This window comes from Vibrio sp. Scap24 (assembly GCF_013394185.1).
Classification (GTDB): domain Bacteria; phylum Pseudomonadota; class Gammaproteobacteria; order Enterobacterales; family Vibrionaceae; genus Vibrio; species Vibrio pomeroyi.
Map to the genome: position 1 here is coordinate 807,324 of NZ_CP041333.1, position 26,432 is coordinate 833,755.

The window sequence follows — 26,432 nt, forward strand, 5'->3', positions numbered from 1 at the left end:
ATTAAGTCTCTAGCTATCCAGCTATCGAATTGGCCTGATTCACAGAGTCAGGCCAACATTCAAACCAAAGCAGCAAACGAACTTAGATAAGTGATTTAACCCATTTTTGAAAACATGTTATTTGAGCGTGTTTTCAAAACCGAGCTAGAACACTGAGCTTTCAATAGGAGTGGTTATGTACCAGCAACGGATTGTTATAGATGGATTGCAATACTGCAATTGGAACAGAGAATATTTCCAAACACTAAAGGCGAGCGGCATTACAGCAGTTCACGCTACCGCGGTTTACCACGAGACAGCTCGTGAAACCTTATCTCGCTTTGCAGAGTGGAACTTAAGATTCGAGCAGAACGCAGACCTTATCATGCCGATTCACTCAATGGCTGATGTAGAGACTGCAAAAGCGACTGGTAAAGTCGGTATTTTCCTTGGTGCTCAAAATTGTTCCCCAATCGACGATGAGATTGGTCTTATCGAAGTGATGCGTAAGCAAGGTCTTTTGATCATGCAACTGACGTACAACAACCAGAGCTTACTAGCGACAGGTTGCTACGAGAAGAACGACACAGGTATTACTCGCTTTGGTAAACAAGCCATCGAAGAGATGAACCGAGTGGGCATGATCATCGATATGTCTCACAGTGCCGAGCGCTCAACACTTGAAGCAATCGACTTGTCTTCTCGTCCTATTTGTATCAGCCATGCGAACCCAACGTTTGCTCATGATGCACTACGAAACAAATCAAACGATGTGATTAAAGCCCTAACCGCACGCGGCGGCTTAATCGGATTCAGCTTATACCCATTCCATTTACCAAACGGCAGCCAATGTACCTTGGAAGACTTCTGCCAGATGGTTGCGACTACGGCTGACATGGTCGGCGTAGAGCACCTCGGTATTGGTAGTGACCTATGCTTAAACCAACCTCAAGCCGTTCTTGAATGGATGAGAAATGGTCGTTGGTCTAAAGCAATGGACTACGGCGAAGGCTCTGCGAACAACTCAGGTTGGCCAGATGCATTGCCTTGGTTCTGTGGTAGTGCGGGTATGGAAAACATATATAACGGATTGATGCGTCATGGTTTCAGCGAGTCTGAAGCTGGGCAAGTCTTGGGAGAAAACTGGTTTAACTTCTTGAAAGATGGCCTAGAGCCTCAAAGCCAAAGTTAAGCTGCGCTTCTTACTAATAAGCATCTAATGAGCAGTCTTCTAAACACGTTCACTTAGCGAGTACTGCTTCAATCAAATTCACTATTCAAAAGGAACAACGGTCTATTTCGCAACGCGGTAACCCAAACATGGATTAGCCTGCCCAACACAAAAACAATAGGGCAGGTGTTAAATACACCCTTGTAGTCATCATTCAAATGACAGCTGCAAAGAAACCTCTGGAGTCAGAGTATGTCTGATTTAACCAATAGCGTGAAATCTTCTAGCTTAAATGCGGGTCAAACACACACAGCAAGCAACACAAACGAGTCTGAGTCTACGTCAGACAAATTAGGACTATCCAATCCAGCACTGTGGTACAGCGGCGGTTTTATCGCTCTGTTCGTGGCACTTGCTCTATTTGATGGCGAGCTGTTATCAAGCCTAGTAAATACGGGCTTTGCATGGTCTGTAAAAGTATTCGGTCCTTACTGGCAAATGCTTCTTCTTCTGACTTTTCTTATTGGTCTTGGCCTTGCGGCAGGGCGAACAGGCAAGGTTATCCTAGGTGGCATCGCTAAACCTGAAATGGACGGCTTCCGTTGGATGGCGATCATCTTCTGTACGCTACTGGCGGGTGGCGGTGTGTTTTGGGCAGCAGCAGAGCCTATCGCTCACTACGTTAGCCCACCACCATTGTACGGCGCACAAGAAAACGCACAGCAAGGCGCGGTGAATGCATTATCGCAATCCTTCATGCACTGGGGTTTCCTAGCATGGGCGATTGTGGGCAGCTTAACGTCTATCGTGGTTATGCACCTTCACTACGACAAAGGCTTACCGCTTAAACCCCGTATTCTGCTTTACCCAGTTTTAGGTGAACGAGCACTGAAAGGTCACACAGGCGCTCTGATTGATGCATGTTGTATTGTCGCAGTAGCGGCGGGTACCATTGGTCCTATCGGCTTCTTAGGCTTGCAAGTGAGCTACGCACTGAACGCACTGTTTGATATTCCAGATGGATTCACAACGCAGCTGATCATCATCCTGTTCGCTATCGTTCTATACACATTATCGGCATTAAGTGGTCTTAACCGCGGAATGCAAATGCTAAGCCGTTACAACGTAATTTTGGCAATGGCATTGATGGTATACATCCTGATCTTCGGCCCAACAAACTTCATCTTCAATGGCTACATTCAAGGTGTAGGCAGCATGATTGATAACTTCATCCCAATGGCGACTTACCGTGGTGACGAAGGTTGGTTGAGCTGGTGGACCGTATTCTTCTGGGGTTGGTTCCTAGGTTACGGCCCAATGATGGCAATCTTCATCGCTCGTATCTCACGTGGCCGTAGTATTCGCCAATTGGTATCAACCATTAGCCTGATTGCACCGTTTGTTACTTGCTTCTGGTTCACGATTGTTGGTGGCTCTGGCCTTGCGTTCGAAATCGCAGATCCAGGCAGCGTAAGTAAAGCGTTTGAAGGCTTTAACTTACCTGGCGCGCTACTGGCGGTAACGCAGCAGCTACCGTTGCCGATGCTTATATCTATCTTGTTCTTGATCTTAACCACGATCTTCATCGTAACGACCGGTGACTCAATGACTTATACCATCAGTGTAGTGATCAGTGGTGAGACAGAGCCAAATGCAATTATTCGTACCTTCTGGGGTGTAATGATGGGGGTAACAGCGTTAATTCTGATTTCCCTAGGTTCTGGCGGTATTTCAGCGCTGCAATCCTTCATTGTTATCACAGCGGTACCGGTGTCCTTAATCTTGCTGCCATCACTTTGGAATGCGCCTCAAATCGCAATCAAGATGGCAAAAGACCAAGGTTTATAAATAGACAGCACTTTAAAGATATTAACAAGCAACAAATCAGCCTTCGTAAGAAGGCTGACGCAAAACTCCGAAAGGAAGAGCAAAAACCGTACTGATGAAGATACATCGGACGGCAACTATTTAGGTGAAGAGACCTAGTCAGGACAAATAATAAGGGGCGAGTTCGCTTGCCTCAACAAACGTGAAAGCTAACCAACATACTGTCGCAACAATGCTTCAAATGACGGCAACGATCGGTTCTGAATGGCTAGCAAAACCCTTATAACTACAAAGGTGGTGAGCAAAATGGATGCACATCGTTCTACCTACACTGAATCAGCACTACGTGACGCAACGGTCGTCATGGCACCGGAAAGACTGGGTGCTATGCACCAAACACGCATCAGCTTCGTAAGAACTCTGATTCGTAAAATGGCGCAACAGCAATGGAAAGTGACTAAGCATGAGTGGCAACTAGACGCTCAAGGTTTTGGTCATGTTATCTATAAGCTAGAGACGCCAGAGCATGTTTATCATTTGGTTGTTTTCTGCGATGAGATTGCAGACGACGAACGAAATGACCGTGTAATTGCTGAAAAGTGGGACGTAACGTTTGCTCTTGTTCTTGGTGATGTTGATGTCACCCTACTTGAGAGACTTCGTGCGAATGTACCGCTACAAGAAGCAGGCCGTAACCCTAACAATGTGCTTGTTTTAGCACGTGCCAACAAAAGTGTACGTGTGTTTGAACATATTGTTAGTCACTTGGCTAAAGGTGTTCAACCAACGCCAAAAGAGCTAGCGGAAGTTGGCTACATCCTACGAACCACTGCGGTTTATGGTAATGGTAAATTTGGTATTGCTGACTTTAAAATCTTGGAAAAGAACCCAGATTTTAATCAGTCGTTCAGTGCTCAAATGTGTGCTGTTTATATGTTGCGTGAGTTCAGCCTAGATTGGGTTCATTACCTAGCGGAGCAACAAGGCGGTGAACAAGCGATTACCTTGCACAGAGGCTTACAACGCTACCTAGGTGTGGGTAATGCCACAGGTTTAGGCATGGCGCCATATCTGATTAACCACCCAAGTATTGTCGATCAATGGATGACAACCCGTGAACATGCATTAGCTGACGTGTTAGCTAATCACACGGATACGGCATTGATTGAGCCCCTACGTACATTAGTTAAAAAAGCGATTTGTCATTTAGAACAAGTCGTTACCATCAATGAAAACCAGCAAGAGCTGAACAAAGCCGCTGTGGATGAGTTGAAACACGCAGAGCAATCGCTAGAAGAGTCTGTCAGCCAATGTGATACATGGGCGCAGTTAGTTGAACAATCTAAGCACATGAGTATGGAAGCCCAAGAAATCCTTATCTCATGCTTGATGGAATTGTACCCAGAATTAGTGGACGCCCATCAAGAGCAAATGAATTGCAGCGAAACACTGTCGCTTCCAAGTGGTAAAAAGATTCAAGACCTTCTTGTTGTATTAGAAGAAAAGTACCGTTGGGCGATCACGACTGATTTTACCAAAGCAGAGAACAACTACTGGTTCTGGTATCGCTCTCAAGACAAAGAAGAGCCAAGGCTCGGAGTGCGAGGCGAGGAGCTAGGTGAAGAACGTGAACTGCCGTTGGATATAGGCCGTCAAGCTTACCGTTTATACCATGCTTTATTGCAATTCGCGCCAGAGCTTTCATTGGCTGAGTTCCTTGTCAAGCAGCCACAGCACCGTGCGATAGCTCGTCGTGTGTGGACGCTAGGTAACAAGGCGATGGGTGACATTCAAATGAATGTGCTGCACCAAGATTCACCACCAATGCACTTACTGCGTTGCAAGCTTGCGATGTTTGGTGCGACTAAGTTTGATCCTCGCTCAGACCGTTGGGTACGAGTGACGTTTTTCCAAGGTGCGCCATTGCTTGATGAAATTCATCAGGACGAATGGGTGTTCCCAGTCTTACCAAGTGAAGCGGAGCTCGCTGACTCACAAAAAGCTACTACACATATCAACGCTCAACATGGAGGTAAATCGTTATGATCGTTTCTCACAATGAACTGGTAGCCGCCGTCAATAAAGCCTTTCTGGGTATGCGTCGTACATGTGGTGAAGCCGATGTGATAGCGAACATGGTGGCAGATTTACAAATGGTGGGGTTGGATGGTGTTCGTCATTTTAACAACGCGAGCAACTTCATTGGGCTAGAAGACGATTGCCCAGTGGACATTCAAGTGCTTAGTGACAACACGGTTGAAGTTGACCTTCATAAGGCAAGTTTGGCGTGTCACCTTCCAGTGGTGATGGATTATGCGATTGAAAAAATGGTTGGCAGAAAGACGTTGAAAATTGAGCTCAACAACTGTCATAACCGCTGGCTAGCGTACAGCGAGCTTGTGAAACTGGCCGCGAAAGGCATCGCGTGTACTGCACGTTGGGACAACGGCTCCAACCCTAAGAGCACTTTGTATGTGCTTAACCGTGGTTGCGTTGCACCAGAACTGTTTTTATCAGATTTGCCTCTGGCATCGGACGATCATATCCACAATATGACCATCGAGCTTTCCGTCCAGGATTTCGATATCGAACGTTTGTCAGATGGCTACCAAACACACATTGAATCGGAAGCGCTTTTTAAAACTCAAGAGAAGGCGTGGAACGAGGGCATTGAAGTTGACGATGGAGAGTGGGGCGCGTTGAAAGAAACAGCGACGGCTATCCTTGTTGAAAACAGCCAACGTTCAATTCAAGGTGCAGGTGAGCTAGAAGCTTCCTAGCTATAAGTTATAGAAACTAAGTTTATAGAGTATTAGTTTATAGATCTTTGGCTTATAGAAACTGAGCCGATAAAACCTGAGCTTATTGAACCTATAAGCATCACCTACAATAGATAAAACCAAAGAGCTTAACGTATCCTCACCTCGTTAAGCTCTTTTTATTTGTGCCGCACTTTTATTCTTCCTCTCAATTGGTTACACCTTAAACTCTCTGTTTTGACACAAGTTGTTACGCGTTGAAGGTAAATTAAGCAATTAGATGAAGCACCTTCACATTCATGTTAAACAAACGGTTTCTTTTACAAGCCACTATGCGTATCTTGCTAGCTAAAGGTGCCAACGGGCGCCGTTTTTATTCGTACCGATGACATTAGAATCAGATAAAAAAGGAATGAAGCGTGCAAGCTAACTTTATTGATGGAACCACCCTGTATCGTCAGCACTCTTTTGAGTTGCCACTGGATTACCAAGCAAAAGATGGACAACAGATCCAAGTCTTCGCACGTGAGCTGGTTGATCTCGCTAAAGATGCGCAAGAACTGCCGTGGTTGATCTACTTTCAGGGTGGGCCGGGCTTCCCGTCGCCACGAGTGAGTGGTCAATCAGGTTGGCTAAAGCGTGCATTGCAAAACTATCGTGTTCTGCTTCTTGACCAACGTGGTACAGGCAACAGCACTGTGATCAGCCATGAAACCTTGGCTCATTTGTCTCCTGAACAACAAGCTGAATATCTAACGCATTTCAGAGCAGACAACATCGTACGTGACGCGGAAGCGATTCGTGAGCAGTTCGGTGTTAAGCAATGGTCGACGATTGGCCAGAGCTTTGGTGGCTTCTGCACATTGAGCTACTTGTCGCTGTTCCCACAAAGCTTACAACGCTGTTATGTCACGGGCGGTATTCCGTCTATTGAGCGCGAAGCTGACGATGTTTATCGTGCGACCTATAAGCGTGTAGAAGACAAAAACAGAGCCTTCTTTGCTCAGTTCCCACAAGCGCAAGCTATGTGTCGTGAGATCTCTGATTACCTGCTTAACAACGATGTGAGACTGCCAAATGGTCAAGTATTTACAGTTGAACAGTTCCAATTGATTGGTATTAATCTTGGCGGCGGTGAAGCAAACCTTCCTATGTACTTCACACTAGAAAGTGCGTTTGTTGAAGTAAACGGTAACAAGCAGCTGAGCTACAGTTTCCTAAATCAAATGCAGCAAGAGCAGGGCTACCTAACGAATCCTATCTACGCGATTCTGCATGAATCGATTTACTGCCAAGGCACAGCGTCTAACTGGTCGGCACACCGAGTGCGTGAGCAGTACCCGCACTTCAACTACCAATCGGGCAGTGAGTTCTGGTTTACTGGTGAAATGGTTTATCCATGGATGTTCGACCAACTAGAAACGCTGAAGCCACTGCGTGAAGCAGCGAACATGTTGGCTGAAAAATCGGACTGGGGCACTTTGTACAACGCAGAGCAGTTGAGCAAGAATACAGTGCCAATGGCGTGTGCAGTTTACGCCGATGACATGTACGTTGAGTTGGATTACAGCCGTGAAACACTGGCGAACATTCCTAACTCGAAAGCGTGGATCACCAATGAATATGAACACAATGGCTTGCGAGTAGACGGCGAGAGAATTGTCGATAAATTGATGACGATGGTTGAAGCGTTGGAAAATCTGCCAAAGTAATTAAACTCTTTGCGCTAGAAACAAGATGCGTTAGAAGCTATCTACGTTAGAAATAAGGTAAGCCAGAAACAAGAAAACGCTGCATCCGTGCAGCGTTTTTTTTATGTCATCGAACTATTCGATTTAAGGAACTAGGAGGGGTAGCCCTTGAAGCCATTAAGGTTGGATGACGATATCTTGATTTTCAGTGGTCGATAAGCTGGCGCGGTTCTGTTCGATAAGCTGAGCCGCATAAGAGGGAGTCACAGCTTGAATTTCGCCTTTTGAACGAATCGTTAGTGCTTCCCACGCATGGTCACGATATTTGCCTGTCTGTGTATATTCAATAAGTACTCTCATGATTCTTCCATCCGATGTGTGGTTAACGTGCTACTAACATTAGCGCCATTATTGAGGTTACACACCTGTTAAAAATGGAACATAAGATTAACCAAATGAGAATGCGAGCAACTTGAAAATTGCAGTAACTTGCACTTATCGTAAAGAGTCATGCTTATCGCAAACAGCTGTATTTATCGTCAATAGCCGTACTTATCGTAAATAGCGTGCACAAAAAAACGCTGCACAATGGCAGCGTTAAAATGGAGATAGGTTGAAGCTAGATTAGCTGTTTTCTAAACCAACAATCTTGCGTGCAGACATGACTGCACTATCCAAATCGGTCAATCTACCAGCACTTGCTGGACCAAGAACGGATGAATACAAAGCCAACTGCTTCTCAAATGATAAATCTAATTGGTTATATAGATTTTGGCGGATTTGAGCGTGTTGCTGTGGCTTTGCGCTCGACAGGCCTTCCAACGTATCGTAGATGAGTGTAGTTGTATCCATATCTGTCCTTCGTACATCTTTGAAAAATTTTGCACATTATGCACTTGGTGTCATCTTTGTTCTGCGAGATTGATCGCATTATGTGCAGATCTGCTTAATTGTGTAATCAGTTAGTTATAATTGTGTTGTATGAGCAAGGGTGGAAATGACGCTCGAAAAAGAAAGGAGGCACATTGGCCTCCTTTGGTTTATTGCAATTCACTGTCTAAATGATGTGTCAGCTATCAGCTAAAGCTATCGGATGTTGATGGTGTTATCTCTGCGGTCATACATATCTGGTGTGGTGTGTAAGCCACCTGCATAACCAGCGGCTTCAAGCGTCTCTCTTACTTCACGAACATGCTCTGCAGTTACCGGCTCTTGCCTGTCTCCAAGGTGCAATCGCACGAAGGTGATCAACTCAGCTAGTCTCTGATCCGATAGAACATCTTCAAAGCTTGCCATTGGCATGAAGTTTCTATCCTTGTCGAGATAGGTGGGTTGTAGACCGCGAACCGTTACTGCAATGGTGTTGAATGGGTCACTGTGCATGATGATGCCGTTATTCAACAGAGTAGGGGCGATAGGGTCGCGTCCTTTACCGTCGTCTCCATGACATGCTCCACACGTTTGGCGATAAGTGGTGTAGATTTCAGCCGCGTAAGACTCTTCATCAAACCCTTTAGGCTGCAACGGTACGGCGTCACTGCTAATGGTGTTGTTGATATCACCGCTCAGCAAGTAGTAGGACATCGACTCGATATCTTCACGAGTCATCAAACTCAGGCTGTTTTTCACTACATCTGCCATCCCTGCAAAAGCGGTGCCTTTGTCTGAGTGACCTGTGTGTAAGAAGTCTGTGAGTGTTGCTTCATCCCAACCATCGATATAAAGCTCATTGGCTGTGATATCAGGCGCATTCCAACCATCAATCAAGTTACCTTGGAAAATACGTTCTGGTATCAGAGCTTGGGCAATATTTCGTGGTGTGTGGCACTCAGAACAGTGACCAAGACCCGCTACCCAATATTTACCTTGTTGCCATTTCTCAACGTTGTCGACCTTGTCTGTGAGTTCTTCAGGGACTTGATAATCGACCGGGTCGGTGTCCATGAACACAATATTCCAGCCAAGTAGCCCTAGACGAATGTTCGATGGGAACATCATGCTGTTGTCGTCATTGCGACGAGGTACAGCGGTAATCGACTGCATATATTCCCATAAATCGACCATGTCTTGATCGGTTAGGTATTGGTATGAGGTGTAGGGCATTGCAGGGTACAAGTAACCGTCCTTACCTTTACCTTCCACTAACGCGGCTCTGAAATCATCAAAGTCATAGGTCCCGATACCTTCGGTAGTGTGAGGCGTAATATTGGTTGAATACACGGTGCCGAAGGGGGTCACGAACGGCAAGCCGCCAGCGAAGGGTTCGCCACCTTCCGCACTGTGACAAGCTACACAGTCACCGGCATGCGCTAAGTATTCTCCGCGTTCAACAGATTCTGCTTTAAGGCTGGCCAGTTTTTGCTGTTCAACTTCACCTGCATGTCGAATGTAGGCGCCGAGTGCGAGTATCTCGTTTTTGGTCAGTTGGCTATCAAATGCGGGCATAAGATTGTTCAAACCATAATTGATGGTGTGTTGAATCTCTTCAATACTGCCTCCGTGGAGCCAAGTATCATCGGAAAGGTCGGGTACCCCAATCGCAGGGTTGGCGACTGTACCATCGGCGTGACAAGACGAACAATATTTAACGAATAAGGTCTTACCGAGTTCGACTTTAACCTCTGGCACATCGGTGTGACGCTGGTTAAGAGACGCTAGATAGTAGGAAACCTTCGCCACTTCATCAGGTCGCATGATTTCGCTCCAACCCGGCATTGCACCATTTCGCCCTTTGGCAATGGAATGGATTACAGCTTCATCACTGCCGCCGTATAGCCAGTCTTGGTCGATAAGGTTAGGGAAGTGTTTCTGGCCTTGTGCATTGTCTCGGTGACACGCTGCACAGTGCGTTTGGAACAAAATCTGACCGCTGTTAACGATCTCAGGAATAGCAGCCAACCCCTCTAGCGTGGTTTCAGTGGTTTGTGCAAATTGCTCATTGAGAGTGGTGGACGGTGAACTGAGCTTATCGTCGCTCTGCTCCCAATCGACCAAGCCTTCCCATTCACCAAGTCCAGGGTAGAGCACCAAGTAGCCAGCAGAGAGTAAGAAAGCGACCGCATAACTGACAAACAGCAGTTTAGGTGGCGGTGCGTCTTTCTCTTCAATGCCATCAAAGGTACCAATGGTATGGTCATGATCGGCCTTGTGATTGCTTCGCCAGTATTTAACGACAACCGATACCATCAGAACAAAGAATATTAAGGTTAATAGTACCGCCCATAAATTCCAAAAAGTGCTCATTGTGATACCTCCTGTGACGTATCTTTACCAAGGCTTTGCAGGTAACGAATTAGCGCTTCACCTTTGGTTTTACCTCTTATTTGCAATCTCGCATCGCCAATCTCTTTGTCGGTATAAGGCACGCCTAACGTACGTAAGGCTTCCATTTTGGCGCTGATATCATCCCCAGTAAGCGTTTGCTCAAATAGCCACGGGTAAGAGGGCATGATAGAGGTAGGCACAACTCTGCGCGGGTTCACGAGGTGAATGACATGCCACTGGTCGGAATATTTTCGACCTAAGTTTGTTAAGTCTGGCCCGGTACGTTTTGAACCCCACAAGTTAGGAAACTCATAGATATCATCCGCTTCTTTATTCGGGCGGCCATTACGTTTCACCTCTGGCTCTAGAGGACGAACCATTTGAGTGTGACAAACATGGCAGCCTTCGCTGATGTATATATCTCGCCCTGCTAACTCAATAGGTGTGAGTGGCATGGCTAAGCTGCCTTCGGCTATATCATCTCCACGGACGATACTTGGCACTACCCAAACCAATAAAGAGAAGGAGGCGACAACAACGGTAGTCAAAATCAAAATGACGATTGAATGTGTAAAGTCTTTACTCATCATTTAAGCCCCCTCATTAACGGTGTGTTTAGCGTCGTGTACGGCGGGCATACGAACCGTTTTGTACAAGTTGAACGCCATTAAGAACAATCCGAGGACGAACAGCGCGCCACCAAAGAATCGTAAGAACAACCAAGGTGCTTTGAAGTCCATTGCCTCTACAAAACTGTAAATCAGTTCGCCGTTTTCATTTTGAGCGAGCCACATATAACCTTCACCGATGCCTGCGACCCAAAGTGCTATCGCATAGAGAGCGACGCCGGCATGGGCGAGCCAGAAGTGCCACTTAATCAGTCGTGGTGACCAAAGATCGGTTTGGCCCCATAAGCGTGGAATGAAGTAGTAAAAGACGGCTATCCCTGACATCCCAACCCATCCTAGTGCTGCGGAATGTACGTGACCGATAATCCATTCGGTGTTGTGTGCCACCATGTTGAACCAGCGAATGGCAAGCAGCGGGCCTTCGAATGTCGCCAAACAGTAGTAAAGAATCGCTGAGAAAAAGAATAAAAGAATGTAGTCAGACTTCAGCTTTTCTTTGTTTTGTAGAAGGGTCATTGCGCTATTGAACGCACCAGCCCAAGAAGGGAGCCATAGGATCAATGACATCACGATTCCGATGTTCTGAATCCAGATGGGAACGGAAGAGTAAACGAGATGGTGTGTCCCGGCCCATGTGTAGAAGCCGACCAAGCCCCAGAAGTGGATCACAGACAAGCGGTACGAATAGATAGGTCGATCCGCCGCTTTGGGTATGAAATAGTAATTCATACCAATGATACCCGCGGTCAGTAGGAAACCGACGGCATTGTGTCCCCACCACCACTGAACAATCGCATCTTGAGCGCCTGCAAATACAGAGTAGGACTTCATCGCTAGCACTGGTATCGCAAGGTTGTTGACGATGAAAATCATGGCAACGACGATGATGAAAGCAGCAAAGAACCAGTTTGCCACGAAGATATGGCTGACCTTCCGCTTGGCAAGCGTGCCAAAGAACAACACCGCATAAAGCACCCAAACCAGCACAATCATTAAGTCGATTGGCCATTCAAGCTCTGCATACTCTTTTGAGGTGGTGTGGCCTGCGGGTAGGGAAATGACCGCAAGTAAAAGAATGAATTGCCAGCCCCAAAATACCATCCATGAAAGGCTTTTGTTGAATAGGTCACAATGGCCCGTTCGCTGGGCTATGTACAAAGAAGTACCCATTAAAATATTCACGACGAAGCCGTATATCACACCAGAGGTATGTAGCGGGCGCAGTCGACCAAATTGGAAATATTGGGAATCGAAGTTTAAGACTGGCCAATATAGTTGCGCGGCGAGAATCACGCCGATGATCATACCTACAATCGCCCACACTAAGGATGCGACGATGAAGTACTTCACGACCTTAATGCTGTATTGCGTTGTCACTTGTTCCATAACAAGGCTCCTTGCCTAGAGGTTTTGAACCGCTGACTTAATTTTAATCGCTGACTTCGTTTGAATCGCCGAGCGAGCTTGAGTCGTTGCCCAGCATTGAATAGAAATAGGAAATATCACGGATATCTTGGTCTGAAAGCGTGTCGGCCTGCTGCTGCATGAGAATCGCCAAGCCACTGGTTCTTTCACGTGTCTGATAATCTTTCAGTGAAGAGATCAGGTAACCCACTTTTTGACCGCGAAGGTTCGGGTAGGGGTCTTGTGTTGAAATACCATCAATGCCATGACAAGTCATACACACCTTGGCTTTCTGCTTACCCAATTCGAATTGCTCTTTGTTAACTTCAGCAGAAACAGGAAACATGACCAGCGTCATTACTAAGGTAGAAAGTGCCGTCATGGGGTTAAATCTTCGCTTATTTAAACTCATTATCGATTCCCTTGATTATGAAGTGAGTAAACTTTTTTTTGAGCGCTACGTATGTAAGCTAGTGGACTCTAAAAACGATAGATACCAGTTTAGAAGGCGCTCAAAACTGCTTACGTTCGATTAAAGGTTATGCAGCGACAGGCATTCTCGCTACTTGCAGACTCATTTTTATTGTTAATTTTATTGGTCACTACGTATTCAGTGGCTGTATTGGATTACTCAAGATGTTTAAAAACAGAGATTTCTACGGCATAAATGTTAAGCAATGAATATTTGGGAAGAAACATAGGTTGTTTTCACGCTGTATTACAAGGTTGAAATGTTATTTGAACTGGATTGAGTTGCACGATTTAAAAATTAGGTAATATCTAAGCAAGTCAAATGGCTAATATGGACTAGACTCAGGTTAGTGGCCTTTTTAAAACGGAGTTTAAAATGAGAACTGTACTGTTATTTATACTTTCATTGTGTTCATCTTCTATTTTCGCCGCATCGCAACTCACTGTATTTGACCACTTAGGTCAGAAGCACCAGATAAGTCGAGATCAGCTGTTACAACTTCCTCAGAAAGAAATTACTACATCATTACCTTGGGTGGATGGGGAGCTCGTATATAGCGGAGTGACGTTGCAAACGGTGCTTGAAACAATGGATTTACCTATTGCCTCTCAGGTAACTTTTGTCGCATTGAATGACTATAAAATTGCTGTGCCCAAAGAAGATTTTTACGATTACCAACCGATCATTGCGATCAAACAAGATGGTGAGTTTATGTCGGTGAGAGAGAAGGGACCGTATTGGTTGATCTACCCATTGTCGACTCGTCCAGACATTGATAACACAGACTTCCACGCCAAGATGATCTGGCAGATACGCGATATTCACTTATAGGGGCATAGCATGAAAAAGCTGTTGTCGCTGACTGCCATTAAAATCGTCGTGTTATCTGTGGCTGCGGTGGTGCTCACCGTTAATATATACAGTGTCACACGTATTAACGATATCAACAAAAGCTTTTCGACTCGACAAAATGAAGCGACTTGGTTCGTTTTCCAGTTGGTAAAAGAATATGCCAATTTCTTGATGGTAAGTCGTTCTGTAACGATCGATTATGATGAGTTATGGCTAGCGTACGATATTACGTGGAGCCGTTTTGATATATTGATTAACAGCACAGAATCTTCGAACTTCATTAAGTCAGCAAACTTTAAGCCTTATTTTACTTCGGAGTTTGATAAGTTTAAGAGCTTGGAACCCTCGATAAAATTAGTCAGTGAGGGATTATTACCCCAGGCGTCATTGCAGAAAAAGGTCGATATTTGCTATCACACACTCGTAGATTTTATTAACGATAAATTTCGGTTGCAAAGCCCTGTAATTGAGGAAAACACTTCGATGGTGGATAACCTAGTTACCGTCCACCGAATCAGTAGCGTTTTTCTAGTTGTTATCTTGCTGATGACAGGGGGGATTTTCTATGTGGATTACTCTATTAAAAGAAAACTCTACACTACGGATTTTATTACAGGGTTTCGCAATCGAATCTCATTGATGAAATTTGTGAAAAATAGCTACCCGAAGGACAACAATTTTGATCTCTATTTTGTCCGAATCAGAAACCTTACTGAAATTAATCAAAAATATGGCCTTGAATACGGCGATCTTGTCGTGAGTTCGGCAGCTAAGTCTCTGACCGCTAAGATACCAGAAAGCACGATTTCATTTCGCAGCAGTGGAAGCCAGTTCTTATTTTTTATTCCTGACCATTTGTACGCCAGTGATGAAATTCAGGAGAAATTTAATGATGTTCTCAGTGACTACATCTCAGCTGGTAACCTAGAATTGATGATCGACGCTGTAGTAAGGCACAAGAAAAACATAAGCTCCAAAGATATGATGGAGTTACTGACCTCGATGCAAGGCTAAGCTTCTTATATGGCTTAGTCTCGTTTTTATCCCTCCCTACTGATACCTCATCTTATTGGCACCTGTATTCCTACGTAAAAGCCTTAATGAAGCAGATCAAGCTAAGTTTATTAGCTCCAATAGATCCATTAGCTTATTTACTGACTTACTCGCTAACTACTTTCATTAATATGTAGGTTTATGAGCCAGGAGGGGCTTCATTTGTTTGTTTGTTTGTTTGGGCTTGTCTGTAGCTACTGTTAGTTGAAGCGTTTCGGTGAGTCTGTGCTTATTGCAGGAGGTTTATTCAGATGATGATGGATCAGAGATTTGACCATGGTTGTTAAGTCGCCGAGCTTACCGAAACATGACTATTTTTTGTGATTAAGTGCCACAATCCTTTCGTTAGAGCTTGGTTCTAAAAGCGCTTGCTGGTCTAGAATAGCTTGTGGATCATGGTCACGGACAAACTCAATAAACTCAATGTAAGTTAACGGTTGGCTAAAGAAATAACCTTGAATGAGGTCGCAGTTGGCCTTTCGAAGGTGATGATATTGTTCAAGAGTTTCGACACCTTCCCCAACAACGAAGGTGTTACAAGAGTGTCCTAAGTTAACCATGGATTCGACCATCTTGCGGTCAGCTTTATCGTCGACGATATTGTCGATAAAGCTCTTATCAATTTTAAGTTCGTCGACAGGGTAATGAAGCAATTGGTTAAATGCTGTATAACCCGTACCAAAGTCGTCGAGGGAAACTTTTAAACCTAAGCTTCTGATGCTCTCGATTGTCTGTACAGTCAATTTGGTACTTTTTACATAGCTGGTTTCAGTAATTTCGATGATGATGTTGCCAGGCGGTACTTTATAACGCTCGATCACTTTTCGAATATTGTCAGCAAAGTTGCGATTATAGAGTTCCATTGCTGATATGTTGATGGATAATGTACCTTTGTAGTTGTGAATCTCTGAGAGCTCTTTATAGCTTTTGATTGCGGTGCTAATGACCCACATGTCGAGTTTGGAGATTAAATTGCTCTTCTCCGCGACTGGAATGAACTCATCTGGTCCTGCTTTGATATCAAATAGAGCAGGGCATCGAATCAGACACTCCGCGCCGTCGATATGCAGTGTTTGAGCGTTGAAGATGGGCATAAAACGAAGTTCAAAGTTGTCACTCTCACAGCACTCCAATAGCCTTTTTTCGATAACATCATGCCTTTCAAGTGAGTGAAGCAACTCTTCGCCGTAAACAATTCGGCTCTCGCCGTCACTATGATCCTTAGCATTAATCAACATCTCATCAATACATCGGTGCCATATCTCTTCAAATTTCGGGGTGTCTACGGGGAGAACGCCAGTAGCTATTGAAAGCCTAAATCCATAGTAATCGAGGAAAGTCGTCCCCGTGAGGGTGTTGTTAATGTTCTCAATCTCTTCATTTATTGATTGATGCTCGCCTATTTCTAAGATGGCGATGAACTGATTTCCTCCCAGCCTTGCTAAAGAATAGTCACTGCAACTAAAGCCGAAAGAGGATTGTTGGTTTTGCAACGTTTCTCTTAATGCTCTAGCTAGACTTACCAAAACGTTATCACCGACTTTTGCGCCATATAAATCATTGATTTTACGGAAGTCGATAATATCCCAACAGACTAGGTAGCAGTGTGGGCTCATAGAGCTTTTTAAACGAACATCAAGATGTCGAATGAACGAGCGTCTATTGGCTAATTTGGTTAATTGATCAAATTCGGCTTCGAATTTCAATTCCGTCAATGAATCAATATAGGCGTTCTTCAGTCCGTCAATTTCACTTTGTCCGGATGAACGTTTGAAATATCTAAGTTTGAGCCCACCAATGGAGATCTCGTGTAACAAGTCTTTGAGTGGGCGAACTAATTGGTAGCGTATGACCATGTGAACGATGAGCATGATGATGAACAAAGTCGTCAAGCAACCAAACAAGGTTTGTTGAGCGATGAGGGCTTTTTCTTGATTGAATTTTTTTTCGCGGATATTAACCTGGGCAAGGAAGTGACGGCTGTTCATCTCAACTTCGATGTTATCTTTGCCTTGCTCAAAAGACTTAATAATGAATTGTGTGTTTTCAATGTGGTCAGTATTCGATGACGGCTCAATTAGAAGCTGCATATTGTCATCATCGTTGTATTTGGCGAGTAAAGTCGATAACTGTTTTAACGGGCCGTCTGCGATCAATATATAACGATTCAAACTGTCATTTGCGCGCTTGTCTTGAGGAACTAAGTAAGGGTCGATGGCGGTAACGTAAGCATACCTAAGCTCACCACTTACAGATAGATAAGAGAAACCTTCATGAGACAGCTCATTTTTATTGATTAATGAGGTATAAATATCGAAAACTTTTTCATAGATGTTGTCGGGAATCTTTAATCCTTCGAAAGGGTCCGCTCTTAAAGTAGATAGCGTTAATTGGAACTTGGGATCAACGACATAGATGTTACGTTGACCAAATTGATTAACGTGACTTTGGTTTAAGACTCGAAGCACTCTTTTCTCTAATAGAGATAGAGTGGTGTAGTCACCAGGGTTTTGAATATATCTCAAGAACTGTAGTGACGAACCAATATCTTTTACGAGTAAAGATAGGCCAAGTTGTTCGTACTCAGCGGCCACTAGAGCGGTGTTCACATCGGACTGAACTTCATCTAAGTACATGTGTTTCGTGTGGTTGGAGGCTAGATTATAGGTAATCAAACCACCTATTGCGAATACCAGCAATAGCGTAGGAGTGAGTACAAAATAGAGCTTCTTGAGTACTGGCATTGACTATCTCAAACTATCGACGATACGGTTACGAATTTGAATACTATTGAGTTCAAGTGGCTGATATAGATAACTGCGTTCTAATACCTCTTGGCTAGGAAAAAGCTCAGGATCGTTTTGATATTCTTGAGAAGTGAGCGCTCTTGCTTTTGAGTTGGGTGTCGCAAACCAAGAATCCATGGCGTTTTGAGCGGCGATTTCAGGCTGTGATAAGAAAGATAAAATCGTGGTGGCTTGTTGAGATAATTCACCGTTGTTGATTGCCGCAATACACTCTAGCCACAACGTTGTCCCTTCTTCAGGAACGATGTAAGCCCATGTTGGATCAGGGTCGATGTCATTCAGTATGTAGCTGTCGCCAGAGTACCCGTAGGCGAGGTCTATGTTGGCTAAGTGTTCGGGGTGACGAATATAATCAACAACGTATTCATTACTTTCAAGGTGAGGCTTCTGTGCTTGTAGCGTTTTGTAAGCGACTCGGAGTTCTTGTTCGTTGTTGGTAAATGGCTCAAATTGATTCATCAGCAGCGCAGCACTCACCAAATCCGTGGGTTCATAATACATGCTGATTCGCCCGCTGGTTTTGGTTTCAGGGTCTAAAAGGGCGCCCCAAGACTTGGGCGTCTCAACTTTTCCGCTTCGGTATAAGATGCCGGATGTCCCCCAAGCGTAGGGGATGCCATATTCGCCACATCCGTCCACCCATCTTGAGTCAAAGTTGCTTGAAAGGGATTGCTGTAAGTCGCTCAGGTTGTGGAATAAGTTCTGCTTAGCCAGCGCTTTCAGTTTCATACTTTCAATGACAACTAATTCAAACGCACCTCGTCGTTCACTCAATAACACTTCATCGCGAATGGACTCGTCAGAAAAATATTGCTGCTTGAGAGAAATCCCATAGGTATCGTTGAGTTTCTCAATCACACTGTCAGACAGAAACTCATCCCAGTTGTAGAGATAGATTTCATTCTGTTGGCTGTAGGCGGTGCTAGCTAAAAAGGATGATGACGCTAGAACTGAAACATAAAATGCTTTCACTGACGGATTCCTTTCCTGTCTTGCTTAACTAAATCGTAGCCCAAAAATTGCGACATGCTTCAAATTTACGCTTCTTATTTTAGTACAACCTAATGCATTGCATGCGAATCACTGGTGTTCATCTTTGAGACTAAGAGATAAAAGAGGCATAACCCAAGATTTATTCATTCAGTACAGAGAGTTAGATAGCGATTGTCATTTGGTATGCTTCTCAAGCTTATCTCTGGTTCATTGTCTTTCTTTTTAACCATAAGGTGTTCTATAACTATTTGTTTAGTATTCTGTTCTTTGTTGAAAAGTATCGATAAAGTCACGGCTAATGACTTGTGGCACAGAGTATTTGTGCTTATTGTGGTGAACAATATATAAGTCATGTCGGCACAAGGAATCATTGTGGATTTAGAGATATACCAAGTAGATTCATTTACAACTCAAGCGTTCAAAGGAAACCCCGCTGGGGTTTGTATTTCTCCAGAGCTACTGGATGAGTCATTAATGTTTTCGATTGCAGAAGAGATGGCGGTTTCAGAAACGGCTTTTCTTGCGCTTAACAGCATGACACTTAAGTGGTTTACGCCTGAAGTGGAAGTGAAGCTGTGTGGGCACGGCACCTTAGCGACTGTCCATGTAATGAAAGAGCAGGGCTTGGTAAAAGCAGGTGACAGTGTAGCGTTTAGCCCCCTGTCTGGAGAGTTATCTGCCACAGTTGGTGAATCGTCTATTGAGCTTGATTTCCCTAGCACTCAGTTATCTTCGAACGAGCTATCTTCGAACCAGCTATCTTCGAATTCTGAATCCAATCTCAGATTGTTAGAGCATCTTGGCTTATCACTGGATCAAGTGGTTTCGTTTAGAGAGTTTGATTCTAAGCAGTTAATCGAAGTGACTGACGAACACGTGTTGTTGGCGCTTGTACCCAACTTTGATGCTTTGAAAGGTATGAAGGGGCGAGGTGTTGTAGTGACGGCACTGTCGTCGAACCCTGAGCTCGACTTTGTTTCTCGTTACTTTGCACCTTGGGTGGGCGTTAATGAGGACCCTGTTACTGGCTCAGCGCATTGCGCACTCACGCAGCATTGGGCTGAGAAGTTAAACAAACGCAGTTTCAGTGCCTATCAGGCATCACGCCGTGGTGGCCACATGTCGACTGAACTATTAGATAACGGACGCATAAAGTTAATTGGCTCTGCTACGACTGTGATCAGTGGTGCGTTAAAAGTTTAAGGCGTTATTGGCTGTATCTGTTTCAGCTCATCAAGTGCGTTCGTTCGATTATTGATGATTGAATTAAACGGCTAGGGCGTAAGTTATTATTGAAGGAATCACTGTGTCAGCGTTTTATCTATCTCAAGTCTTAGTCGCCAATGCGATTTGCTTCGATCTTCTGTCATTCCAGTTCAAAGAAAGGAAGAAAATCGTCACGTGTTTGTTCTTTGCAGGCGTGCTAATTTCAAGTCACTTTATTCTATTGGAGCAATGGACGGCGGCAAGCTTAATGACGATTGCCACGATTCGTTATTTGACGAGTGTGTTTTCTACCTCGTCCAAGTTTAAGTATTTGTTCTGTTCGATGTCTGTGGTGGCGACAGCAGTCACATACTCTGGGCTGACCAGCATACTGAGTTGCTTTGCTTCTGTGTTTCAAACCTTTGCTGCGTTTAATAAGGATGACCGTCGATTAAGAGAGCTAATGATCATCGGAACCAGCTTTTGGTTGATCCATAACTATCTGGTTTGTTCTCCAACGGCGGTGGTGATGGAAGCGCTGTTTATTTGCAGTAACCTGGTCGGCTATTACCGTTTTTACTTCAAAAAGAATGCGATAGCTTAAGGCTTGAGCTTGCTGTAACGCAATAAAGTCTACCGTATGACAATGATTCAAGAATTAGGAGAGCTCGATGTCCAATATCCACGCTGATATCCCTTCATCGTTACCCAATGAGGTGTTCACAGATCTCATTCGTAATGACAATGTTCGAATTGAGCGCATTCTGTCACATGGACACAGCTCCCCAGAGGAAGGTTGGTATGACCAAGATGAACATGAGTGGGTGATGGTGATCGAAGGGCAAGGCGTGATTGAGTTTGAAGATGGACGTGTTGTTACCTTGTCTAAAGGTGATTACATCAATATCGCTGCAAGAGAAAAGCATAAGGTTCAAGGAACCGACAAAGACGCCGTTACCATCTGGCTAGCTGTATTTTATCGTTAGTTAGTGAACGTAGGCAGTAATCTATTTAGCTGTCTAGCTATGTAGCTTTTTGGGCAAAGGAACACGCATGTTTTTAAAATTTCAGGTCTTCCATCAAAGTATGTCGATACAACGGAAAGGCGAAGAGTGGTTACTTTATCGTGAATCAGATACGTCGATACGCTCTCGAGTTTATGATGTGGTGATCCCATCGGACTTAGCTGAGGAAGAGCTCGCGCGTTATTTGGCGGATATTTACCATGAGTTTGCCTCTGAAAAATATCCATCAGTGACAAGAGTGGTATAGCCTCGATATTCGCTTATGAATAACCAGTTTAGTTTGATAGGTAAATGCATTTAAAACACTAAAGACATGAGAGGAGTATGTCGTGGTTAGAATCAGAAATTACCAACCAAGTGATAGCAAAGCGCTATGGGAGATCTATTTTCATACCGTTCGTAACATTAACGTTCGCGATTACTCTCAAGAACAAGTTGAGGCTTGGGCACCAAGTGACTTTGATTCGGAACTGTGGGAGAAATGCCTTCGCCGTATACAGCCCTTTGTGGCCGAGTTAGACGGACGAGTGGTTGGGTATACTGACCTTCAACCGAGTGGACTGATTGACCATTTTTTCTGTCATTATGAATATCAAGGCAAAGGCGTAGGAAGAGCTTTGATGGAGCACGTATTTTCAGTCGGCAGAGTGCGTGGTGTTTCTCGATACTTCTCAGAGGTAAGTATTACCGCCAGACCTTTCTATGAACATCTTGGCTTCAAGGTTGTGAACGAGCAAGAAGTCGATATGCGAGGCGTAAAACTGACGAATTACGTGATGGAGAGAGTGGTTCAATAGCCTGAGCTAACCATGAATAGTGTCGGCGACTTCGAGTTGTGTGCATCTTTATTGGTCTAAACTAATAAGACTACATGGAGTGTGGCTCATGAATATTGTACTTAGTAATAAGATCCTCGTCTTAATTTCCTCTCTCTCATTGGCGGCAGGGGTATTGGCCTTGAAGTTCGGCTTTGAAGGGTTATTCCCGATCTTTGTCGTCGTTATTTCTTTCTTTTCTGTCGTTATCAATCTGTATTTGCTGTGTATCAGTCGAGAAGAGAAAGATGTCTCCGATTCCTATCAGTAAGCGAATACAGCTCGTCCTGAAGCATTAACCAAAGGCTTTGAAAAACCAAAGAAATAACTGACGTCAATGACCAGTTTTTATTTCTCATGATTCTCAAATTTGTGACATTTTTGGGTGGCTTTTTTACCATGTTCTTAAGAACTTTTCCCGGGTTGCATATAGTATGCAGGCTGATTTAGTTTAATTGAGGAATCCAAGTGGGAATAGAAGCTTTGGCGTTTGTAATGGACGCTTTAATCACGGCATGTTGCATGTACGTTGCCTCGAAAATGTCTTTTGTTGTTGCCGATTTTAAATCCCTTCTGACCATCGCTGTTATCGTTGCTTTAGTGTCGTTGATTCCAACCGTAGGGTGGGCTTTAGGGTTGATCCTTTTCGTATTCCTTCTCGGGAAGGCAACGCACGCGAGTATTGGTGACTGTATTTGGGTAGTGGTATTTACCAAGGTCGTGTCGATGGCGGCTTTTTTGATATTCGGACGTTTGTTTGTCTAGCTGCACACGCAAAAGAAAGTTCGCCTTCTTTGATGACGAAACTCAGTTAGCTCTAAACACGAAAAGGGTGTGAACTAGTCACACCCTTTAAAGAATTTTTGAAGGCTTATTACTCACTTTAACCATTGGTTATTTTGGTAGTAGTACCGCATCAATCACGTGGATGACACCGTTACTTGCTTCAACGTCTGGCATCACGACTTTGGCCTTGTTGATCATCACACTGCCATGATCAATCCCTACCATTACAGCTTCACCTTGGACTGTGACTGCACTGTTCAGTTTCATTACTTCAGCCGCCATAATTTTCCCAGGCACTACATGATAAGTCAGAACTGCGACTAACTTGTCTTTATTCTCTGGTTTCAACAACATGTCGACCGTTCCCTCTGGCAATGCTGCAAAAGCCTCATCGGTTGGGGCAAATACGGTAAATGGTCCGTCGCCTTTCAATGTATCCACTAAGCCTGCTGCTTTTACCGCTGCAACGAGTGTGGTGAACGAGCCGTTTTCTGCTGCCACATCAACGATGTCTTTCTTCATACCATGATGATTCGCATGCGCAAAAGCTGTGAAAAGAAGTGTTGCAACCAGTACTGACAGAGTCTTACTTAAATGATTAAACATATTGTAGTCCTTTGAGTTTGTCTGTTATTTCCGAGAGGTATTACGAAAGCCTAAAAGCGATAGATCAACTTATTGCACCTTGGTGACACTTACTTCAGCAGCCAAAGTCATCAGATGGATAAAAAATGCACGTTAAATACTTGTTATAATTCCATTTCGATACTTATAGTTAGTGGGTGATTATTCAAATAACGGATGTGAATATGAGGTTTGTTTTACCAGTTGTGTTTTCGGCATTTGCTTCAATGCCTGCTTATAGTGGCCTTGCTCCAAGTGAAGGTTTCAGCGGTAACTTCAGTGTTTTGGCAGGTTTCTATTCAGACAGCAGTAATCTGAGTACCGAGCAAAACTCGAATCAAGCAACCAATACCATGGAAGGAGACAGTGAAAACCAAGGCTTACTTGGCTTTCTTGGAACCGTTCAATACACCTTTGGTGAATCTTTAACTCACCAAGTTTATGCCGGTACTACCCGCGAGGATATCGCCACCGGTACCATAGCGTTTGAGATTGGTTACAGACATCAACTCTCTGGCGGCACCATCTTAGATGTCTCTGTGTTGCCGACGCTTATTTCTGGTAAGGCTTGGTCAGATCCTTACGCCGTTGATGTCAATCGAAACGAAACCGATGTGAAAGGTAATGTCGGACGACTACAACTGACCAACATTGGCGGAACGGCCTTTCAAACGGATTTCGCGATTGGTGAATCTGATGTTGATGATGAATTATCGGGCACTCTAGGTACTCAACCCATAACGGCACAAGACGCAGCGCTGTTAGATAGGGAAAGAAGCTATCTGTACGCTAAAGCAGGTTATCGCTTTATATTGCCAAACCAATCCGGCTTGCTAGTACCTTCTATGGTGTATTTCAATTCAGATGCGGAAGGCGGTGCACTCAGCTTTGACAGCTACGGTATCGAATTGAATTATGCGAAGAGAATTGGCCGTCATGGCTTTGTTGTCACATTGGACGCCAGTGATCGTCAGTATGATGAAGCAAATCCTATTTATGGAAAAACGCGTGAAGAGAACGAATACGGCGCCTTCTTAGCGTATGAATTTGGCGGATTGATGGGTTATGAAGATTGGTCGTTTATCACCTTACTGGGTCTAAGAACGATTGATTCCAATATCGACTTCTATAACTCTGAACAGGTACTCGCGAGCGTCGGTGTCGACTATAAGTTCTAAGGGTTAGCTATTCCCAGGCCTTGTATAACACTAAGATTTCGTTGAGTTTATTATCTGTTTAATTATTTCGAGCACTTATAATCTTTAAGGTTGTAGGTGCTCGTTGCTATCCGTAGTATGAAAGTCGTTCAGTTAAAAAGATCAGATAGTAAGGAAGCGCTTTGGAAATACAAATTAGACACCTAGAACTCACAGACAACCAAGATATTTTTGATATTTATCGCCATCCATCAGTATCAGAAAACACCTCACAAAAGCCTTTCCTCAGCTCTGATCAAGTGGAGCGACTGTTTGGTCACTCAGACCATTTCACTTTAGTCGCTGAAGTGTCAGGTAAAGTCGTTGGGCACATTACCTTATTTATGACGACCAAGGTTCGAGACAGACACTGTGCTGGCCTCGGGATTGCGATTCACCCAGACAACCATGGTCAAGGGGTAGGTAAGGCGTTAATGCAAGAAGCGATCAATCAGGCCGATAACTGGCTTAATCTCGTTCGACTTGAATTAGAAGTGCATGCCGATAATCACGGTGCGATTGCTTTATATGAAGGCGTCGGTTTTCAATTAGAAGGCACCAAAAGGTTGAGCACATTTAAAGGCGGCAAATACATTGATATGTTGCTGATGTCGAGAATCAGACCTGACTACCTTTAATTATTGGCGATTCGTCTGGTTTTAAATGGCGAACACAATAGCAATAGCAACAATAATAGCTCAAAGCCCTAAACTGTTCATGGTTTAGGGCTTTATGTTATCTGGGGCATCTATTGCTCTGGAAGGCATGTTGGATGACAGGGTTACTTTTGATGACAGGGCTACTTATTGTCGATCCCAAAGCCATTGCGTAGCGCAAATTGAATCAGTTCAGTGTGATTATCGAGTTCGAGAATATCTAACATGCGGTATTTGTGTGATTCAATGGTTCTTGGACTCAGAAACAGAATCTCCGCACATTGTTTTGCCGTATAACCTTGGGCCAGTTGAGTCAGAACGGTACATTGCTTTTGGGTCAGTAACAGCAGCTTTTCACTTTCATTGATGTTGTTTTCTTCATCGCTGGTGACACTGCGTGTCATTTTAGAGTGCTGCCAAAAGCAGAGCCAAATATCACTGAGCAATTTGATGCGCTTCATATCCGCTGCTTCAATGGGTGTATCGTAGCGGTTGAAACGTGAGAAGCCGATAGCGCCCCATTGTTGTCCAAATAACGAAAGGCTCACAATGCCGTGCCAATGTGCACCTTCTTCATAAAGTACACGCAACGGGTCGAGCTTGTGGTTCTTAAGTGTCTCTTCTGGGAACAATTGCCAACACTCTTTTGAACGTAAAAGCTTAAGGTAATCAAGATAGTTACCTTTTAGAAAGCGTTCCATTTCAAGCGGTGGGGTATCTGTTTTAGATACTGAAATGCTCTTACCTGTGTCCAAAAGAATCATAGAGTTTGGAAATAGGGTGAGCCTGTCGAGCTTAAACCAGGTAAGCGCTTCTCTTGCCAGCAAGGCAAAAGTGCTGTCGAAATCTTTGGGTTGGCAAGCGGTCAAAATGTTGGTTTGGTGAGAGAGAAGCTCTTCAAAGCTATCGAATTGGTTGTCTTTCATATTGACCATCATTGGGGGTTTAAGACAAAAATAGCGGTAATAGCTAAAGCCTGTCAACCCAAGCGTCGAATGTTGTTCTGAATAAACAGGGTATGTAGCCTCAAAATTTTATTGAGTAATTGGTTAGTGAAATCCCTGTTGAGCTATGTAATTCTCCGTTGAACCCTGTAAATCTCTGTTGAACAATGTATAGTAGCAACCGTTTGCTTCGTATAACCCCAATGATATGGTTTGGGGGTCTCTACCAGCTCCCGCAAAGTGCTGATTACGAAGGGTTTAGATCACAATTGTGTTCTT

General features: G+C 44.2%; 25 protein-coding genes, 1 pseudogene and 1 riboswitch. Of the genes and pseudogenes, 16 read left to right on the plus strand and 10 right to left on the minus strand.

The annotated features are described in order from the left end of the window. Positions 1–175: 175 nt before the first annotated feature. The 5 genes and pseudogenes from FLM53_RS19180 to FLM53_RS19200 all read left to right on the plus strand — a co-directional run bounded on the left by FLM53_RS19180 (position 176) and on the right by FLM53_RS19200 (position 7,448). A complete protein-coding gene (locus FLM53_RS19180) occupies positions 176–1,171 on the plus strand; it encodes a membrane dipeptidase (protein ID WP_176679821.1) in 996 nt (331 codons plus the stop codon). A 231-nt stretch (positions 1,172–1,402) separates the two neighbouring features. Then, complete coding sequence (locus FLM53_RS19185; protein WP_176679820.1) at positions 1,403–2,998, plus strand: BCCT family transporter; 1,596 nt, start codon at positions 1,403–1,405, stop codon at positions 2,996–2,998. Positions 2,999–3,218: 220 nt separating this feature from the next. Then, positions 3,219–5,023: pseudogene (locus tag FLM53_RS19190) on the plus strand (hypothetical protein). Beyond that, complete coding sequence (locus tag FLM53_RS19195; protein WP_176679818.1) at positions 5,020–5,757, plus strand: DUF3726 domain-containing protein; 738 nt, start codon at positions 5,020–5,022, stop codon at positions 5,755–5,757. Before FLM53_RS19190 ends, FLM53_RS19195 begins: the two are co-directional and overlap by 4 nt. Positions 5,758–6,155: 398 nt before the next feature. Next, positions 6,156–7,448, plus strand: coding sequence for an alpha/beta fold hydrolase (locus tag FLM53_RS19200; RefSeq protein WP_176679817.1), 1,293 nt, complete (start codon positions 6,156–6,158; stop codon positions 7,446–7,448). A gap of 156 nt (positions 7,449–7,604) precedes the next feature. On the opposite strand, the gene FLM53_RS19205 is transcribed toward FLM53_RS19200, so the two are convergent. The 6 genes from FLM53_RS19205 to FLM53_RS19230 form a co-directional block, all read right to left on the minus strand. Continuing rightward, positions 7,605–7,787, minus strand: a complete 183-nt coding sequence (locus FLM53_RS19205; protein ID WP_004730424.1) for a hypothetical protein — start codon at positions 7,785–7,787, stop codon at positions 7,605–7,607. A gap of 264 nt (positions 7,788–8,051) precedes the next feature. Beyond that, entirely contained in the window at positions 8,052–8,279 is a 228-nt protein-coding gene (locus FLM53_RS19210; protein WP_004730426.1) for a PAS factor family protein, read from the minus strand. A gap of 234 nt (positions 8,280–8,513) precedes the next feature. Further along, positions 8,514–10,670 (minus strand): c-type cytochrome, encoded by a 2,157-nt coding sequence (locus tag FLM53_RS19215; RefSeq protein ID WP_176679816.1) that lies wholly within the window; start codon positions 10,668–10,670, stop codon positions 8,514–8,516. Further along, positions 10,667–11,281, minus strand: coding sequence for a cbb3-type cytochrome c oxidase subunit II (locus tag FLM53_RS19220; RefSeq protein ID WP_176679815.1), 615 nt, complete (start codon positions 11,279–11,281; stop codon positions 10,667–10,669). The genes FLM53_RS19215 and FLM53_RS19220 overlap by 4 nt, the downstream gene beginning before the upstream one ends. Further along, positions 11,282–12,706, minus strand: coding sequence for a cytochrome-c oxidase, cbb3-type subunit I (gene ccoN, locus FLM53_RS19225; protein WP_055319468.1), 1,425 nt, complete (start codon positions 12,704–12,706; stop codon positions 11,282–11,284). A 43-nt stretch (positions 12,707–12,749) separates the two neighbouring features. After that, positions 12,750–13,136: a cytochrome c gene (locus FLM53_RS19230; protein ID WP_176679814.1), complete on the minus strand. Its 387-nt coding sequence runs from the start codon at positions 13,134–13,136 to the stop codon at positions 12,750–12,752. Positions 13,137–13,571: 435 nt separating this feature from the next. On the opposite strand from FLM53_RS19230, the gene FLM53_RS19235 reads away from it, so the two are divergent. After that, positions 13,572–14,027: a hypothetical protein gene (locus tag FLM53_RS19235; RefSeq protein WP_176679813.1), complete on the plus strand. Its 456-nt coding sequence runs from the start codon at positions 13,572–13,574 to the stop codon at positions 14,025–14,027. Between the two features lie 9 nt (positions 14,028–14,036). Continuing rightward, positions 14,037–15,062, plus strand: coding sequence for a diguanylate cyclase domain-containing protein (locus FLM53_RS19240; RefSeq protein ID WP_176679812.1), 1,026 nt, complete (start codon positions 14,037–14,039; stop codon positions 15,060–15,062). A 350-nt stretch (positions 15,063–15,412) separates the two neighbouring features. Here FLM53_RS19240 and FLM53_RS19245 read toward each other — a convergent pair whose 3' ends face one another. Further along, positions 15,413–17,845, minus strand: coding sequence for a bifunctional diguanylate cyclase/phosphodiesterase (locus FLM53_RS19245; RefSeq protein ID WP_176679811.1), 2,433 nt, complete (start codon positions 17,843–17,845; stop codon positions 15,413–15,415). 3 nt (positions 17,846–17,848) lie between these two features. Further along, the gene (locus tag FLM53_RS19250; protein WP_176679810.1) at positions 17,849–18,880 is read right to left on the minus strand and encodes a PotD/PotF family extracellular solute-binding protein; all 1,032 of its coding nucleotides are present in this window, start codon (positions 18,878–18,880) and stop codon (positions 17,849–17,851) included. 393 nt (positions 18,881–19,273) lie between these two features. Here FLM53_RS19250 and FLM53_RS19255 point away from each other — a divergent pair, with 393 nt between their 5' ends. The 7 genes from FLM53_RS19255 to FLM53_RS19285 all read left to right on the plus strand — a co-directional run bounded on the left by FLM53_RS19255 (position 19,274) and on the right by FLM53_RS19285 (position 22,712). Further along, positions 19,274–20,104 (plus strand): PhzF family phenazine biosynthesis protein, encoded by an 831-nt coding sequence (locus FLM53_RS19255; protein ID WP_176679809.1) that lies wholly within the window; start codon positions 19,274–19,276, stop codon positions 20,102–20,104. 103 nt (positions 20,105–20,207) lie between these two features. Then, a complete protein-coding gene (locus FLM53_RS19260; protein WP_176679808.1) occupies positions 20,208–20,711 on the plus strand; it encodes a YgjV family protein in 504 nt (167 codons plus the stop codon). A 67-nt stretch (positions 20,712–20,778) separates the two neighbouring features. Then, positions 20,779–21,093, plus strand: coding sequence for a cupin domain-containing protein (locus tag FLM53_RS19265; RefSeq protein ID WP_176679807.1), 315 nt, complete (start codon positions 20,779–20,781; stop codon positions 21,091–21,093). Positions 21,094–21,160: 67 nt separating this feature from the next. Continuing rightward, positions 21,161–21,379 (plus strand): hypothetical protein, encoded by a 219-nt coding sequence (locus FLM53_RS19270; protein WP_017632721.1) that lies wholly within the window; start codon positions 21,161–21,163, stop codon positions 21,377–21,379. 82 nt (positions 21,380–21,461) lie between these two features. Further along, positions 21,462–21,929, plus strand: a complete 468-nt coding sequence (locus FLM53_RS19275; RefSeq protein ID WP_176679806.1) for a GNAT family N-acetyltransferase — start codon at positions 21,462–21,464, stop codon at positions 21,927–21,929. Positions 21,930–22,017: 88 nt separating this feature from the next. Further along, positions 22,018–22,218: a hypothetical protein gene (locus FLM53_RS19280; protein ID WP_176679805.1), complete on the plus strand. Its 201-nt coding sequence runs from the start codon at positions 22,018–22,020 to the stop codon at positions 22,216–22,218. A 197-nt stretch (positions 22,219–22,415) separates the two neighbouring features. Continuing rightward, entirely contained in the window at positions 22,416–22,712 is a 297-nt protein-coding gene (locus FLM53_RS19285; protein ID WP_176679804.1) for a hypothetical protein, read from the plus strand. Between the two features lie 129 nt (positions 22,713–22,841). On the opposite strand, the gene FLM53_RS19290 is transcribed toward FLM53_RS19285, so the two are convergent. After that, positions 22,842–23,339, minus strand: a complete 498-nt coding sequence (locus FLM53_RS19290) for a fasciclin domain-containing protein (protein ID WP_176679803.1) — start codon at positions 23,337–23,339, stop codon at positions 22,842–22,844. A 203-nt stretch (positions 23,340–23,542) separates the two neighbouring features. On the opposite strand from FLM53_RS19290, the gene FLM53_RS19295 reads away from it, so the two are divergent. Beyond that, the gene (locus FLM53_RS19295) at positions 23,543–24,535 is read left to right on the plus strand and encodes a DUF2860 family protein (protein ID WP_176679802.1); all 993 of its coding nucleotides are present in this window, start codon (positions 23,543–23,545) and stop codon (positions 24,533–24,535) included. Positions 24,536–24,696: 161 nt separating this feature from the next. Continuing rightward, positions 24,697–25,191 carry a GNAT family N-acetyltransferase gene (locus FLM53_RS19300; RefSeq protein ID WP_176679801.1) on the plus strand — a complete coding sequence of 165 codons (495 nt, stop codon included), beginning with the start codon at positions 24,697–24,699 and terminating at the stop codon, positions 25,189–25,191. Positions 25,192–25,352: 161 nt separating this feature from the next. Here the strand turns inward: FLM53_RS19300 and FLM53_RS19305 are convergent, their stop codons facing one another. Next, positions 25,353–26,135, minus strand: a complete 783-nt coding sequence (locus FLM53_RS19305) for a response regulator transcription factor (protein ID WP_176679800.1) — start codon at positions 26,133–26,135, stop codon at positions 25,353–25,355. Positions 26,136–26,323: 188 nt separating this feature from the next. Beyond that, positions 26,324–26,423, plus strand: a riboswitch (purine riboswitch). The last annotated feature ends 9 nt before the right edge of the window (positions 26,424–26,432 follow it).